This is a genomic window from Kaistella palustris DSM 21579, from assembly GCF_000422265.1.
In the GTDB taxonomy this organism is placed as follows: Bacteria; Bacteroidota; Bacteroidia; order Flavobacteriales; family Weeksellaceae; genus Kaistella; species Kaistella palustris.
In genome coordinates this window covers 236,006-251,906 of the sequence record NZ_AULL01000017.1, presented here as the reverse complement: position 1 = coordinate 251,906, position 15,901 = coordinate 236,006, and the positions used below count along the sequence as shown (strand labels likewise).

The 15,901-nt window shown below is 43.5% G+C and carries 16 protein-coding genes; 11 read left to right on the top strand and 5 right to left on the bottom strand.

The genetic code is table 11. The annotated features are described in order from the left end of the window. Positions 1 to 5: 5 nt before the first annotated feature. The gene (locus tag H562_RS0108055) at positions 6 to 563 is read left to right on the top strand and encodes a serine acetyltransferase (RefSeq protein ID WP_027377044.1); all 558 of its coding nucleotides are present in this window, start codon (positions 6 to 8) and stop codon (positions 561 to 563) included. 77 nt (positions 564 to 640) lie between these two features. Beyond that, positions 641 to 1,330 (top strand): carbonic anhydrase, encoded by a 690-nt coding sequence (locus H562_RS0108050; protein WP_027377043.1) that lies wholly within the window; start codon positions 641 to 643, stop codon positions 1,328 to 1,330. 40 nt (positions 1,331 to 1,370) lie between these two features. On the opposite strand, the gene pth is transcribed toward H562_RS0108050, so the two are convergent. From pth to mfd, 3 genes are all read right to left on the bottom strand, one after another. After that, positions 1,371 to 1,934, bottom strand: a complete 564-nt coding sequence (gene pth / locus H562_RS0108045; RefSeq protein ID WP_027377042.1) for an aminoacyl-tRNA hydrolase — start codon at positions 1,932 to 1,934, stop codon at positions 1,371 to 1,373. A 9-nt stretch (positions 1,935 to 1,943) separates the two neighbouring features. Continuing rightward, positions 1,944 to 2,774 carry a hypothetical protein gene (locus H562_RS0108040; RefSeq protein WP_027377041.1) on the bottom strand — a complete coding sequence of 277 codons (831 nt, stop codon included), beginning with the start codon at positions 2,772 to 2,774 and terminating at the stop codon, positions 1,944 to 1,946. A 244-nt stretch (positions 2,775 to 3,018) separates the two neighbouring features. Then, a complete protein-coding gene (gene mfd / locus H562_RS0108035; protein ID WP_027377040.1) occupies positions 3,019 to 6,438 on the bottom strand; it encodes a transcription-repair coupling factor in 3,420 nt (1,139 codons plus the stop codon). Positions 6,439 to 6,677: 239 nt separating this feature from the next. Here mfd and H562_RS0108030 point away from each other — a divergent pair, with 239 nt between their 5' ends. The 5 genes from H562_RS0108030 (at position 6,678) to H562_RS0108010 (ending at position 9,940) form a co-directional block, all read left to right on the top strand. Next, a complete protein-coding gene (locus H562_RS0108030; RefSeq protein ID WP_027377039.1) occupies positions 6,678 to 6,959 on the top strand; it encodes a hypothetical protein in 282 nt (93 codons plus the stop codon). Between the two features lie 66 nt (positions 6,960 to 7,025). Further along, on the top strand, positions 7,026 to 7,385 hold the full coding sequence (locus H562_RS0108025) for a hypothetical protein (protein WP_027377038.1): 360 nt from the start codon (positions 7,026 to 7,028) through the stop codon (positions 7,383 to 7,385). Between the two features lie 26 nt (positions 7,386 to 7,411). Then, positions 7,412 to 7,996, top strand: coding sequence for a hypothetical protein (locus tag H562_RS0108020; RefSeq protein WP_156831978.1), 585 nt, complete (start codon positions 7,412 to 7,414; stop codon positions 7,994 to 7,996). A 42-nt stretch (positions 7,997 to 8,038) separates the two neighbouring features. Further along, positions 8,039 to 9,541 carry a GH3 auxin-responsive promoter family protein gene (locus tag H562_RS0108015; protein WP_027377036.1) on the top strand — a complete coding sequence of 501 codons (1,503 nt, stop codon included), beginning with the start codon at positions 8,039 to 8,041 and terminating at the stop codon, positions 9,539 to 9,541. A 33-nt stretch (positions 9,542 to 9,574) separates the two neighbouring features. Continuing rightward, positions 9,575 to 9,940: a hypothetical protein gene (locus tag H562_RS0108010; protein ID WP_027377035.1), complete on the top strand. Its 366-nt coding sequence runs from the start codon at positions 9,575 to 9,577 to the stop codon at positions 9,938 to 9,940. 179 nt (positions 9,941 to 10,119) lie between these two features. On the opposite strand, the gene H562_RS14855 is transcribed toward H562_RS0108010, so the two are convergent. Together H562_RS14855 and H562_RS0108000 are read right to left on the bottom strand one after the other, a co-directional pair. Beyond that, positions 10,120 to 10,986, bottom strand: coding sequence for a T9SS-dependent choice-of-anchor J family protein (locus H562_RS14855; protein ID WP_051190444.1), 867 nt, complete (start codon positions 10,984 to 10,986; stop codon positions 10,120 to 10,122). 106 nt (positions 10,987 to 11,092) lie between these two features. Further along, positions 11,093 to 11,431, bottom strand: a complete 339-nt coding sequence (locus tag H562_RS0108000; protein WP_027377034.1) for a DMT family transporter — start codon at positions 11,429 to 11,431, stop codon at positions 11,093 to 11,095. Positions 11,432 to 11,516: 85 nt separating this feature from the next. Here H562_RS0108000 and H562_RS0107995 point away from each other — a divergent pair, with 85 nt between their 5' ends. The 4 genes from H562_RS0107995 to H562_RS0107980 all read left to right on the top strand — a co-directional run bounded on the left by H562_RS0107995 (position 11,517) and on the right by H562_RS0107980 (position 15,828). After that, positions 11,517 to 12,755 carry an MFS transporter gene (locus H562_RS0107995; protein WP_034690936.1) on the top strand — a complete coding sequence of 413 codons (1,239 nt, stop codon included), beginning with the start codon at positions 11,517 to 11,519 and terminating at the stop codon, positions 12,753 to 12,755. A gap of 229 nt (positions 12,756 to 12,984) precedes the next feature. Then, the gene (gene dnaB, locus H562_RS0107990) at positions 12,985 to 14,580 is read left to right on the top strand and encodes a replicative DNA helicase (protein WP_027377032.1); all 1,596 of its coding nucleotides are present in this window, start codon (positions 12,985 to 12,987) and stop codon (positions 14,578 to 14,580) included. A 30-nt stretch (positions 14,581 to 14,610) separates the two neighbouring features. Beyond that, positions 14,611 to 15,093, top strand: a complete 483-nt coding sequence (gene rnhA / locus H562_RS0107985) for a ribonuclease HI (protein ID WP_027377031.1) — start codon at positions 14,611 to 14,613, stop codon at positions 15,091 to 15,093. A gap of 105 nt (positions 15,094 to 15,198) precedes the next feature. Next, on the top strand, positions 15,199 to 15,828 hold the full coding sequence (locus tag H562_RS0107980) for an NAD(P)H-dependent oxidoreductase (RefSeq protein ID WP_027377030.1): 630 nt from the start codon (positions 15,199 to 15,201) through the stop codon (positions 15,826 to 15,828). Positions 15,829 to 15,901: the final 73 nt, after the last annotated feature.

Sequence of the window (15,901 nt, the reverse complement as noted above, 5' to 3'; positions counted from 1 at the left end):
TTCTTATGCGTGAACCTTCGATCATACAAAAAGATTTTTTCCGCGAAAGTGGAAAATGGCTTTCACGTTTTGGCATCTGGAAAAAGTGTTACAGTCCAAACCTGCACTTTATTTATCTGCTCAGAACGGCACAGAAATATCCCAAAAACACTTTGTGGGGAAAATTCCGGCGTTTGATCCTGAGGCATTATCAGATAAAATATGGTTTTCAGATCTATCCGGAAACCCAGATTGGCGAGGGTTTATATCTCGGTCACTGGGGTGCGGTGGTGATTAATCCCAAAGTAAAGATCGGCAGGAACTGCAATATCGCGCAGGGTGTCACCATTGCGCAGACCAACCGCGGAAAAAATGCAGGCACTCCTGTAATCGGTGATGAAGTTTGGATTGGTCCCAACGCTGTATTGGTAGGAAATATAAAAATCGGCAATAATGTACTGATCGCACCAAACGCGTACGTAAACTCCGACATTCCGTCAGACGCTGTGGCTACAGGAAATCCCGCTGTTTTTATTTTAAACGAAAATGCCACTTCCGGTTATATCAACCATAAATTGGTTTAATTTAAACCCGGATTTCTGACAGAATTTTATACTTTAGCGGCGGATTTTATTCCCGAAAACATTAAACCTAATTCAGAATGCAGAAATCTTACAACGTACTTTTCGAAAACAATAAAAAATGGCTGGAATCCAAACTTGCCGAAAATAAAGATTTTTTCACCACGTTATCTGCCACCCAGACACCCGAATATTTATATATCGGCTGCTCAGACAGCCGCGTTTCTGCGGAGGAAATGATGGGCATGAAACCCGGCGAACTCTTCGTGCACCGAAACATTGCAAATGTGGTGAACACGCTGGATATGAGTTCTACGGCGGTGATCCAGTATGCCGTGGAACATTTACAGGTAAAACATATTATCGTGTGCGGACACTACGGTTGCGGCGGTATAAAAGCGGCGATGACACCGGAAGATCTCGGTCTGCTAAATCCCTGGCTGCGGACGATCCGTGATGTCTACCGCCTACATCAGGGCGAACTCGATGCGATTACGGATGAACAGAAACGCTACGATCGCCTGGTAGAACTTAATGTGCAGGAGCAATGCATTAACGTGATAAAAATGGCGTCAGTGCAGGAGGAATACCTGGTCGATGAATATCCTGTAGTTCACGGTTGGGTTTTCGACATGCGTACAGGGAAAATCATCGATCTGGAAATTGATTTCGAAAAGATCCTGAAAGATATCCAGAAGATCTACAATCTTACCAATTCAAACTGGGTGATGAGCAGAAAGAAAAACAATGCCGACGAACCTCACCAATAATCCATTATTGCGAAAGGTAATTCAATTTAAAAGTGCAGTTTTATTTTCCGTTGAAGGCGGTCATTGTATTCTGAATACCGGCAAAAACAAATGACAGACAGGCTTTAGAAAACTTCTCGATTCTTTCGGGGAGTTTTTCTTTTTCCGTTTCGGTCCATTTGCCAAGCACGTAATCAACCTGTTTTCCTTCGCTGAATTCTGCGGAAATACCAAACCTCAGCCGCGGGTAATTCTGCGTCTGCAGTTGTTCCTGAATGCTTTTCAAGCCATTATGTCCCGCATCCGAACCTTTCATCTTCATTCTTAAGGTTCCGAAAGGAAGTGCAAGATCATCAGTGACAATCATTAGATTTTCCAGTGGAATATTTTCTTTCTGAAGCCAGAAACGCACCGCATTTCCGGAAAGATTCATATATGTATCCGGTTTCAAAAGAAAAACCTTCCGACCTTTGTATTTTGCTTCTGCCAGCAAACCAAAATTTGCTGATTTAAACGGCGCCTCAAGGGTCGAAGCAATTTTTTCAACAACTTTAAACCCGACATTATGCCGGGTTTCTGCGTATTCTTCGCCTTTATTTCCAAGACCTACGATCAGGTATTTCATGCAGAAAATTTATTGGTATTCAAATTTTACCGTTTCCTCTTCAGGACCTTTCATCAGGGTCGGATAGTTTTGGGAATCATACGTATAGGTAAATGCCGACACATCTGAAACCGGGCCGACCGTACTTGTAAATTTGGTGAAATTATTGGCCGAAAGATAAGCCGCGCCCTGCGGACCGATTCCCGTGAGGAACAAAATAAATTCCCGCGGTAAAAGCTGATAAGGTGATTTTTTAGTGTCGTATTCAAAGGTCAGAACCTGAATTTCGGGACTGAGCTGCAGTTCACCGTTTACATACATGCCGGATTTTACAGTTGCCGTGGTCATATTGGCTCCGGTATAAGCATAAGTGGTTTCTATATAAAGTTTTGATGGAACTGGAAACGTATATTCCTGCACGGAAACGGTTTTGGTCAATTGTGCATTTGTGTATGTAAAGTCGGATGTAATCGTGGCGAATTCCGGAATTGTAGTCACTATTTTCGACAGTGTTGAACCGCTGTATTCAAATGATGCAGATTGCCCGGAATTCGATAAACCCGAGATTCTGTTGTTTGCGTTGTAGGTAAATACCGTGGGTTCGCCACCGTTTTCAGTGTAGGAAACCAGTTTCCTGTCGGTGTAATTGTATGTAATATCACTGTCTTCCCATTCACCTGTATCCTCGTTCAGTTCATGTGAAGACATTTTTTTTAAAAGCCGGCTTGCAGTTACCGGTGTGCCGCCGGAACCCGGATCGACGCCAAACAGAAAGTCGCCGTTTTCGTCGCGGCCCGGTTCGCAGGACCATAAAACAACCGCACTGAAGAGTAAAGAAAATATCGGTAAAAGGCTTTTCATCTTTAAAAATAATTTTAGCAAAAGTAGACATTTTTTAGAAATGGAAACCAGCAGTTACAGTTTACAAATGTTTCGACTCAAAGTAAAAGCCGGCCTGGTCTGAAATATATCAATTATAAAGGAACTTTATTTTCAAACTGAATTTCACTTTTATTATTGCCAATGACTTACAACCACGCCAAAAAAGATTTTATTTCAAGTAGCTTCTTCTCCAGCGGAAGTTTTACTTAAATGCTTCCACCTTTTATTCCTTATTTTCAAGTATCCGCTCCAGAACTGCATTTACCTCATCTACATTCTGCACATTTTCTTTTCGCATTAATAGTTGGCTGCCTTCTTTGCCGGCTTTTTCCTTCAAAGTTGCCTCTTTGGGATTTCGGTTAAGATAGGAAATGATGTTTCGGAATTTCCCGCTTTGGTAAAATTTATCCTGTGGATTCGGCGGGAAATATCCGAGGAAAATTCCGTTTTTCACCACAATTTTATCAAAGCCAATTTCGGCGGCGATCCATTTCAGCTCTACAGATTTTATCAGGTTTTTGGCTTCCGGTGGTAAAAGACCAAAACGGTCCTCCATATCTGCTGTAAATTTCTGCAGATTTTCTTTATCCTGAATATCCGCAAGTTTCTGATAGAGTGAGAGCCGCTCTTCAATACTTTGAACGTAAGAATCCGGCAGCATTAATTCCAGGTCAGTATCAATATTAACATCTTTGGTCGACTTGAAAAGTTTTTGGCGGTCCTCTTCATTTTCAAATAAATTTTCGAACTCGGTATCGTTCTGAAGTTCTTCCAAAGCTTCCTGCATGATTTTCTGGTAGGTGTCAAAACCCATTTCATTGATGAAACCGCTTTGTTCACCACCCAACAGATCACCGGCACCGCGAATCTCAAGATCCTTCATCGCAATCTGAAATCCACTGCCAAGATCCGAAAACTGCTCGATAGCTTCCAGGCGTTTGCGCGCTTCAGAGGTCATCATATCAAACGGCGGCGTGATCAGGAAACAAAAGGCTTTCCTGTTGCTCCGTCCTACGCGGCCTCGCATCTGGTGCAGATCGGCCATACCAAAACGCTGAGCATCATTAATGAAGATCGTATTCGCATTCGGGACATCTACGCCACTTTCGATGATCGTGGTAGAGACCAGCACATCATATTTCCCTTCCATAAAATCGAGAATATTCCGTTCGAGCTGTTTCCCTTCCATCTGCCCGTGACCTGTAATCACGCGGGCATCGGGCACCAGACGCTGGATAAGTCCCGCAATATCCTTCAGATTTTCAATCCGGTTATTGATGAAATAAACCTGGCCGTCCCGCTGAATTTCATAGGAAACCGCATCGCGAATTGTTTCCTCATTAAAACCGACAATATGCGTTTCCACCGGCTGGCGGTTGGGCGGTGGTGTTTTGATCACCGAAAGATCGCGCGCCGCCATAAGCGAAAACTGTAAAGTGCGCGGTATTGGTGTAGCAGTAAGTGTAAGCGTATCGATATTGCTTTTCAAAGTTTTCAGTTTGTCTTTTACTGATACTCCAAATTTATGTTCTTCATCGATGATCAAAAGGCCCAGATCCTTAAACTTTACATTTGGACTTACGAGTTGGTGTGTTCCGATCACGATATCGATCATTCCGCTTGCGAGGCCGGCGAGGGTTTCTGCTTTTTGCTTGGCCGTGCGGAATCTGTTCATATAGGAAATGTTTACCGGAAATTCCTTCAGCCTTTCCTGGAAACTGCGGTAATGCTGGAATGCTAAGATCGTGGTCGGCACCAGTACCGCAACCTGTTTACCGTCGGTTGCTGCTTTAAAAGCGGCGCGGATCGCAATTTCCGTTTTCCCGAATCCTACATCGCCGCAGATCAGGCGGTCCATCACGTTATCGTTTTCCATGTCACTTTTCACATCCACCGTTGCTTTTTCCTGGTCGGGCGTGTCTTCATAAATAAAACTTGCCTCGAGTTCATTCTGCAGATAAGAATCCGGTGCAAAAGCAAATCCTTTCGCCGATTTTCTTTCCGCGTAAAGCCGTATCAGATCGAAAGCAAGCTGTTTTACTTTCGCTTTCGTTTTTTGTTTTAATGATTTCCAGGCAGGCGAACCGAGTTTGGACAACACGATCTCCTTTCCGTCGGGGCCGTTGTATTTCGAGATTTTATGCAGCGAATGAATGCTTACATAAAGCAGGTCGCCATTTTTGTAAGTGAGTTTAAAACATTCCTGCACTTTTCCGTTATTATTTACCTTGACCAGACCCATGAACTTACCGATGCCGTGATCAATGTGTGTAATATAGTCGCCCACTTTCATCTGCATAAGATCCTTCAGCGTGAGCTGTTCCGATTTCGCAAAAGTGTTTTTTGCTTTAAACCTTTGGTACCGGTCAAAAATCTGGTGATCCGTGTACACTGAAATTTTGTGGGCAGAATCTACAAAACCCTCGTGAATTTCAGATTTAAAACATTTGAATACTACCGGCGGTTTGGCAACAGCATCGTTCGCTTCTGAATCAGAAAGTGCATTCCCAGCCAAATCTTCAAAAATACTTTCGAGCCTTTCTTTTTGTTTTTCTGTGGAAAACGAGATCCAGATATCGAAATTTTCCTGCTGTTTTTCTTTTAGATCGTCCATAAGAAGTTCAAAATTCTTATGAAAGGATGGTTGTTGCGTCTGGGATATTTCAAGTGTCTGAGACTGTAATCCATCAATCCGCAATTCATCAAGCGTAAAATCAATGGTCTTGAATTTCCGGTAATCGCTTACCAGTTCAGGTTCCGACAGAAAAAGTTCTTCCGGCGCCTGATGCCTGATATCGGTGGTGAAAAGCGCAAATTTATCTTCCGCTTTGGCGTAAAATTCCTTGATTTTTCTGAGGCCTGCAAATGCATTTTTCGAGACAATGAAACTTTCTTTCGGTAAAAGTTCCAGCAGTGAAACCTTATCAGCCGACGAAGCAAAATTCATATTTGAAACCAACTGAAAACTGTTGACTTTGCCATTGGTCAGCTGAGTTTCTATATTAAAGGTTTTTATGCTTTCGATCTGATTCCCAAAAAAAGTAATCCTGTACGGTTCTTCATTGGAATAGGAAAAAACATCTACAATCCCGCCACGCACGGAAAATTCGCCGGGTTCGGACACGAAATCAGTCAGATTAAAATTAAACTGATGCAGCAGTTCCCCGGTAAAATCAAAATCCAGACTTTCGCCGGCTGTAATCTTATGTGAAATGGCGTTGAAATCCTTTTTTCTCAATACTTTCTCGGCCATCGCAGAAAAACCTGCAATAATTACTTTCGGCCGTGTGCCCGACGTAAGCTTGTTGATGACCTCAGTTCTTAAGACCAGATTTGCATTCTGCGTTTTTTCGATCTGATAAGGCTCCAGATGCGAAGACGGGAAATACAGCACGTGTTCTTTGCCCAGCAGATCCTCCATTTCCGAGGTCACGTAAAGCGCTTCTTCACGGTCTTCGATAAGAAAAAGTACTGTTTTTTTGTAAATAAGGAAAAGTTCAGCCGTAAATATCGACGGAGAGGAACCGGCAAAACCCCGCACCGATAAATGCTGAGTCTGCTCTAAGGTTTGAAAGATCTCTTTTCCAAATTCGTTCTTCAGCAAATCGGGCAAAAAAGTTTGGTGAATGGGTTTTAACTGCATGCAAAAAGGTAATATTAAAGCCGTTAACTGTAAACGACGAAAGCGATTTCGGGAGCGTTCCGAAACCGTTTGAAGCTGCAAAGATAACGAATCAGGAATAATTTGAATAATTACTTCCTTAACACCAATTGTACTAATGAGTTAAAGTTGGTTAAAGTGAAACACGCCTGCAGCTCAAATTGCCAAATTATTTACTTTTACATCGGTTAATCAGTAAGAAACCTTTTAATTACAAGAAAATGAAAAAATTATTCGCGCCCCTGGCTTTTGTTCTAGGTCTCGGTTTGGCAAACGCACAACAGGCCGTTCCCCGGCAAGCCACACCTGCGGCTCCGGCCAAAGCCGCCACGACCGCGCCCGTCGCCAAACAGCCGGCACCCAAATCCGCAGTTGCCATAAAATCATCTGCCACTTCCGCTGGCATTAAACTGAAAAAAGACGGTACACCAGACAAACGGTACAGAGAAAACCAGCATTTGAAAAAGGATGGAACTCCCGATAAGAGATTTAAAACAAAATAGAAGGTACTAAAACCTGAATCGCCCCGAAAGTTTTCCGGGGCTTTTTATATCTTTAAAAAAAATTAAATGAAAATTTTCGCCACGGTTTTCGCACTCTTCATTCTCTGGTCCTGTAATTCGGAAAGCCGTGCCAATCCGCGCGCTTACGTAGAAGGGAAAATTACCGGAACCGGATTGGATTACAGAAAAATCACCGTAAAGCTCAGCAGTGGAAGTACGAATGTGGCGGAAACGATTCCGGACAACGCCGGCGACTTCACACTCTCCGGCCCGCTTACCGCGGATTCATTTTCGGTGGCAGTCAACAAAAAAATAAGTTCTTTCAGTTCGTCGAAACCGGGATGTTATATTGCCGCAGATTCGCTGCAGATCGTTGTTCCGGCGGGAATCAGCTATATAATTTTTAATGATATTAAGTTGAAATAATGCGTCTGACTTTTTTAATATTTTTAATGACTGCAAGTTTGGTCTTCGGTCAGAAAAAGAAAAACACACCGGACGTAGTTTCAAATATCGAAGCAAAGATCATTGCGATGAAACCTGTAGGAAATAATTCCCTGGCCAAAGATCTGGAACCTTTCTACGGCTTTGCCTTCGGTGGAAATCTGATGACTCCCGTAAATTTCGGTGTAGGCATGAATTATAACATGCTCTTTTCCAACGTGAAGTACGGCCATCAAAATCTCTATGGTAATGTAGGTTCGCCCAAAATGACTGTTATAGATGCTTTCCTGACACACCGTGAAAACATTTCTGAAGATTTTATGGTGGAAGAAATGGCAGGCTTCAGCTATTTCAATTATACGGCTGTATTCCTCGATATCAAAGACAAAAAACTGAAAAGTAACGGTCTCGGTTTTAAAATCGGCGCAAAAGCGCTGTACGTGTTGGATCCTTTGGGCTATCAATCAGTTTTTGTGGAAGGAAATCTGCGTTCTTTTTCAGCACCTGTCTATAACGAAAATCCCGACATTAAAAAATATTTCAGCCGCTCTACGCTGTTGAGTTTAAGTTTGGGTTACCGTTTCAATCTCTAGTTTTAAAGGCAGTTCAACTGAAAAAACATCTAAATTTGCAGGATGCAAAATTTCTTAAAGAAAAATATCGCCCTGCTGTGGGCAAAACGACATGTGAAAGGTACTAAAACCTTTAAACAAAATGCCGTGAATGACCAGCAGCAGCTTTTGCTTGCACTTGTAAAAACTGCCGAAAAAACCCTGTTTGGCCGCGAACATCAGTTTGAGAAAATAAATTCTGTTCAGGATTTTCAGTCCCGCGTGCAGGTTGCCGATTACGAAGACCTGAAACCCTACATAGAAAAAGTAAAAAAAGGGCAGCGCCATATTCTCTGGCCGGAAACTCCGGAATATTTTGCAAAAACATCGGGCACTACTTCGGGAGCTAAATATATTCCCATATCCAAAGAAGCAATGCCGTACCAGACCGGTGCGGCACAAAGTGCTATCTTTCATTACATTGCACAGAAAGGCAGCGCAGATTTTGTAAATGGTAAAATGATATTTCTGCAGGGCAGTCCGCAACTCGACGAAATTTATGGCATTAAAACCGGCAGACTTTCAGGAATTGTCGCGCATCATATTCCCTCTTATCTTCAAAAAAACCGCTTGCCGAGTGAAAAGACCAACCTGATCGAAGACTGGGAAACTAAAGTCAATGAGATCGTAAAAGAAACCGAACGTAAAAACATGACATTGATTTCCGGCATTCCGCCATGGCTGATCATGTATTTTGAAAAACTCATCGCGCGAAACAAAAAAAAGATCACCGAACTTTTTCCAAATCTTCAACTCATAATTACCGGTGGCGTAAATTATGAGCCTTACCGCGAAAAGATGGAAGAACTGCTTGGTGGAAAGGTTGATATCTTACAGACTTTCCCCGCGAGCGAAGGTTTTTTTGCCTTTCAGGATGATTATAAAAAAGAAGGTTTGCTGCTGCTGACCAATCACGGGATCTTCTATGAATTTATTGCGCTGGAAACCTCCGGAAAACCCGACGCCAAACGGCTTACATTAAATGAAGTGGAACTGCACAAAGATTATGCGCTGATCCTGACAACCAATTCCGGCTTGTGGGCATATTCCATCGGCGATGTCGTTCGGTTTGTTTCAAAAGATCCTTACCGTATACTCGTTTCGGGGCGGACCAAACATTTTACGTCGGCTTTTGGTGAACATGTGATCGCTTATGAAGTGGAAGAGGCAATGAAGGCGACGGTAGCAAAATTTCCGGCGCAGATCACAGAATTTCACCTCGCACCGCAGGTTAATCCGGAATCCGGTTTGCCGTATCACGAATGGTTCATCGAGTTTGAAAAAGAGCCGCAGAATGCAGAATCTTTTGGAAAATATTTAGATGAACAACTGCGGCAGCGTAATTCTTATTATGATGATCTGATCTCGGGTAAAATACTGCAGCCTTTAAAAATAAGAAGTTTACGCAAAAATGCTTTTCAGGAATACGCCCGCTCCGAAGGAAAACTCGGTGGCCAGAACAAAATTCCACGGCTGGCCAATGACAGGAAAATCAGTGATTTTCTGAAAACTTATATCGTAAAATAATAACTTGCTTTCGCATGGTGATTTTTAAATAATATGATGAAAAATATTCTCTTCATTTTTCTGCTGTTTCAGGTCTGCTCCTGCACGACAAATAAATATGTAGCCAAAACCGATGCGCAAGACTTTGGTAAACTACGGGCCGGGAAAAATTACACTTTTTTTCATGAAAACGACCTGAAAACCAAAATGATGATTTCTTCCATTGAAAAAGACAGTATCATAGGTCTAAGAAATCAGGACCGGACTGCGCTCAGCAAAAACACCATTTGGAAAGTAAGGAAATTCAACGCGGCAGGCACAGCGGTCCTTATTGGCGGCATAGCGGGATTCATTGCAGTTACTGCAGTAATCGCCTCCACCCTGCAGGATATTGGCAAAGTATTTACACCACCGCAATAGTTTTAATTTGAGATGATAAGCTGTCTTTATCAGCAACTTTTTAGGCATTAAAGATGAAGAAAGATCAGGCTATGCATCCGCTGAAAATGCAGTGATTCATCGTCTGTCGTTTCCTAAATAAAAACCGCCCCAACTTTTCAGTTGAGGCGGCTCGAGTTTATCCCGAATTTTTACCGGAATTATTTCTTAATAAATTTCTGAGAGCTTACTCCTGTCGCTTCTGTAATTTTGATGATATATGATCCTTTAGCAAGATTTTGAACATCAACTTTACCGTCAACCAGTTCTGCTTTCACATTTTTACCGGAAATATCAAATATCTCAACTTTAGACACTTTAGATGCAGCATTTACATTTAGATAATCTGCAGTTGGATTAGGATAGATCGATACCGTGGACTTGCCGGTATTGGAAACGGCTAAAGCAGGTCTCACCAGCGAAAGCGTATCTATACCGATGAAATTGGAGTTGTTACCCGACGGGCCGCCACTTGTTACAAAATAACGGAAGGCAAAATTCAACGCTACAGGTGTTGGCGAAACGCCTGAAACTGTAATCGTGTATTCTGTCCAAACATCAGGATATCCGGTAGGACCGGTTATCAGCGACGGATTGATTGTAAGATGCACATTACTGAAGGAACCTACACCTGTAGCGCCGGTTGGCAAAGTTGGTGTGGCTCCCACTGAAGACCTTACTTCCAGACGGTCTGCAAACGGCGCACCCGTTGTAGTTCTGGTCCAGAATTTTAAAACGTCGCCGTCCTGCACCATTACCTGAGGTGTAATCAGCCAGTTGCTGATGGTGTTTGCACCGGTTGTGTTATTGAAATTCGCCCCGATGTATGAGGTTGCCGGTCCCGCCTGAGCGTTAAAAACCGTGGTATTTCCTTGGAACCAGCCGGTAGAACCTACCGTTGTACTTTGGTTCGTAGTGGTCCACCCCGCGACTGGAACAGTGTTAAAACCTTCTGACAGTAAGGTTGTTTGCGCGTTCGCGAAAAACAGCATTGCAAATGCCGCTAAAGAAAGTAGTTTTGTTTTCATAAAAAAAGATTTGTTGGTTAATGTACTCAAATGTAATAATTATTTGTACAATGCAACTAATTATTTCTAATGAAATCGCGGAACTCTTACTGATTTCATATCTACCTTAATTGCTTACGACTTTAAGTCCCACAACAGAAGCTATAAGCGTAAAAACGAAAAACATACGCCAGAAAGTTGCCGGCTCATTAAAAATAAAAATTCCCATAAAAACTGCACCTACCGCCCCGATTCCGGTCCACACGGCATACGCAGTACCCACCGGGATGGGCGCTGCGCCCACCGAGATCGCTTTGTACAGTAAAAACATGCTGAGGAAAAGCGAAACCGCAAAACCGGTCCACCAGAAATAACTCTCTTTTCCGGAAGTTTCCTGCGCTTTGCCCAGGCAGGTTGCAAACCCTGTTTCGAACAGGCCGCCGATAATTAATATGATCCAGTTCATTTTTCAAAGATAAATTTTTAAATCAAAATTTTAAAAACACTCCGGCTACCGCTGGAATTTAATTTCTAAAAATTACTTTTGCACCATGATTTCACTGAAACCCGTCCAGACGCTTCGTATCCCCGAATTTCGAAATTTAATGACCGGCCGGTTTTTCCTCGTTTTATCCTTCCGGATGCTCGCCACGCTCATGGGCTGGTGGATCTACCAGCTGACCAAAGATCCCTTCGCCATCGGGCTCATCGGTCTGTCGGAAGTGATTCCTGCCGTATCTACAGCACTTTATGCTGGGCATGTCATCGACAATTCCGAAAAGAAAAAGCTCCTGCTCATCTGCAACTACGCCTACGTTATACTCATCAGCCTGCTGCTGATCCCGGCCTTATTCGGTCATAAACTCCTGCATTTCAGCAACCTGCAAATTTCCTATTTTATTTATGGTGTCATCTTTTTCACAGGTTTCTGCCGTGCTTTTATTGGACCAATCATCCCCTCGATGATTCCTAAAATCGTGACGCGCGAAGAATTGCCCAATGCGATCACCTTAAACCAGGCTACTTTTCTTACCGCCTCGGTCTGCGGTCACGCGATCGGTGGTTTTCTGATTCACTGGATAGACATTTCAGGAACCATCATGGTGGTAGTGGGACTTATGATTTTGTCCTCTGTTTTCTTCTGGTTTCTGAAAAAGCATCCAACGGAAAATGTAAAGGGCGAAGTTGGTGTCATGCAAAGTATGCGCGAAGGTCTTGCCTACATTTACAAAACCAAGGAAATCCTGGGCGCACTCTGTCTCGATATGTTTGCGGTGCTTTTCGGCGGTGCCGTGGCCATGATCCCCGTGTTTGCCACAGATATTCTAAAAGTGGGCGCCGAAGGTTTCGGTCTACTGAATGCCGCCTCGGATATCGGTTCCATGTGCATCATCATCACGCTCGCTTTTGTGCCATTAAAGAAAAACCAGGGCAAATTACTGCTTGTAGCCGTGGCCGGATTTGGTCTGTGCATCATCGGTTTCGGCCTTTCAAAACTGTACTGGCTATCATTTATCCTGTTGGTTTTCAGTGGTATGCTCGATGGAATTTCGGTGGTGATCCGCGGCACGATCGTGCAGTTAAAAACGCCGGATTTTATCCGCGGCCGGGTGCTTAGTGTGAATTCGATCTTCATCATGTCGAGTAACGAAATGGGACAGTTCGAGAGCGGTCTTGCTGCAAAACTGCTGGGCGTGGTTCGTTCTGTAGTTTTCGGCGGAAGTATGACTGTGCTCATTGCAGTTCTGGTCGCAACCAAAGTACCGAAACTGCGCAAAATGAACTATTGATTTTTTTGGGAGCCAGATAAAGCTGTTTGTCTGCGCAGGTCACGGCCGGCTGTACACTCCGCCCTTTGGGCTCCATTGCCATCCGGGCTAAAGAACGGTTTCAGTTTCTCCGCCCCCTTCAAACTTATCAACAAAACAACCGGTTGATTATTACGTTATTAAACTAAAACCACGGCGCGGTGTTGATTAATAAGTTCCTTTAACTTTTAAAAAAAACTATCTTTGCCCCATGACTCAAAAGGAATCTTTATCATCTCTCATTCACGGAAATTTTGCCAGGGAATTATCGATTTCCGATGGCAAAATGCCGCCAAATGCAGTTGATTTTGAAAAACTGGTGATCGGAACTTTTTTGATCGACAAGAAAGGTCTGGATTATTCCATCGACCTGCTTACGGCAGATGTATTTTATGACCCGCGCCACCAGGAGATCTTCCGCGCGATCGTAAAGCTTTTTGAGGAAAACCATCCTGTCGATCTGATGACCGTGATCCAGGAACTGAAGAAAACCGAAAAGTTGGGTTTTGCCGGTGGCGACCATTACATCATCGATCTTACCATGGGCGTTTCCTCCAGTGCACATATTGAATATCATGTGCGTGTGATCCTGGAGAAATTCATTCTGCGCAGCCTGATCAATGTTTCAGCCAATGTGATCGACAGTTCCTACAAGGAATCCACCGATGTTTTCGAACTGCTCGACAAAGCGGAACAGTCTTTTTTTGAGATTACAAATGGAACCATTAAAAAAGGTTTTGATACTGCAAATACATTGGTAAAGCAGGCGATAGAAACCATTAAATCATTAAAGGACAAAGAAGGGATTTCGGGGATTCCATCGGGATTCCGGGATATTGATAAGGAAACCGGTGGTTGGCAAAACTCCGACCTCATCATTATTGCGGCACGTCCCGCGATGGGTAAAACTGCCTTTCTGCTTTCTATGGCAAGAAATATCGCGGTAGAACACAAAGTCCCCTTGGCGCTGTTCTCGCTGGAAATGGCTTCGGTGCAGTTGATCACACGTATGATCGCATCGGAAACCGGGATTTCTTCTGAGAAACTGCGCAAAGGCCAAATGAGTGACGAGGAATGGCAAAGGCTTTTCTCCAATGTTTCGGCGCTGGAAAACGCACCGCTCTTCATCGATGAAACGCCGTCGCTCTCGGTATTTGATTTCCGCGCAAAGTGCCGGCGACTTGTGATGCAGCATGGTGTAAAGATCATCATGGTCGATTACCTGCAGCTGATGACTGCAAACTCCGGCAAAGGAGGTGCGGGCAACCGGGAGCAGGAGATCGCTACGATCTCGCGTTCCCTGAAAGCAATCGCCAAAGAACTGAATGTGCCTGTGATCGCTCTTTCGCAGCTTTCGCGGAGTGTGGAGACAAGGCCCGGCAAAAGACCGATGCTGTCTGACCTTCGGGAATCCGGAGCAATCGAGCAGGATGCGGATATTGTTTCGTTCATCTTCCGTCCGGAATACTATAAGATCACGCACTGGGATAATGATGAAGACGGCGCCGAAAGTTCTACCGAAAATCAGGCGGAACTCATCATCGCCAAACACCGGAACGGTGCCACTGCTGATGTACGGATGTCCTTCTTCAAAAATATCGCCAAGTTTGCGGATCTGGATCTTTTTGGGAATCAGTACGGCTCGGGTTATCAGGATTCCAATTTCGGGCAACTCGATACGCCGACAGGTTTTGAGAAAATAAAGACCACCATTGATCCGGGTGCCGCTTTTGATCTGCCAAACAAGCAGAACCTATCCGGCTCATCAATGAATGATCTGGATGATGACGATGAATTCGAGTTCTAGAAAATTTTCCTTTAGTTTTAAAATTCAGTTTTGATAATACAAATTTTCACCGATGGCGCCTGTAGCGGAAACCCCGGAAAAGGCGGCTTTGGCATTGTAATGAAAGTCCCCGAAAAGAAATATGAGCGGCGTTATTCCCAGGGATTCAGACTTACGACCAACAACCGCATGGAGTTGCTCGCGGTCATCGTGGCGCTCGAAAAACTGAAGTCCACCGAAAACGATATCCATATTTTCACCGACAGTAAATATGTCGCGGACGCCATTAACAAAAAATGGATCTACGGCTGGATACGTAAAGGTTTTAAAGATGTAAAAAATCCGGATCTGTGGCAGCGCCTGCTTCCGTTATTGAAAATGCATCGGATCACTTTTCACTGGGTAAAAGGTCATGCAGGCCATATTGAGAATGAAATTTGCGACGAACTCGCTGTAAAAGCTGCCCAAACGGAACCGTTACAAGTCGACACCTATTTCGAAAATCTGAAGAATGGCGGGCTCTTTAATGCTTAAATTTAAGATATAAGCCTTGCATTTTTGCCCATTGGCTTATTATTTAGATTAATTGCTGCAACCTAAACCGGTGTAAAAGTCTCTTCAATTATTTATCTTTGTTCAATGACATATCTTGAGGCGCTGAACAGAAGATATTCTGTAAAAAAATTTAATAAGGAAAAAAAAGTTCCTGCCGAACTGATCGCCAATATTCTGGAGGCGGCAAAACTTTCTGCAAGTTCTCTGGGCCTGCAGCCGTATGAGCTTATTGTGGTTGAAAGTGAGGCGGTGAAAGAGCAGCTTATTCCCGCATTTTATAATCCTTCACAAATTTCCACATGTTCTCACCTTATTGCTATTGTCTCCAAAAACAACATTGGCAGCGAATATATCGGCAGTTACTTTAATCACATTTCCGAAACGCGCGAAATTCCTTTGGAAGAATTAGGGCCTTTCCGCCAAAGTATCAGCAGCCATATCGACCGGTTGAGCGAGGAGGAAATTATGATCTGGGCCGACAAACAAAGTTATATTGTGCTTGGGAACCTGATGTTTGCCGCTGCGCTGGAGAATGTAGACACCTGCCCGATGGAAGGTTTCAAACAGGTTGAGATCGACAGGATTTTAAATATTGATATCACCAAAGAAAAGGTTGCTGTAACTCTTGCGCTGGGATACAGAGCCGATGAGGATCACTTTCAGCGGTTTAAAAAAGTAAGGAAACCCAACGAACATCTCTTTAAATTTATTTGAAATTCATCCGAATGAATTACGCTTTTTACGCCGTAAGATAATGCCCGTGAAATTTTCAGAAACTGTAAATTTA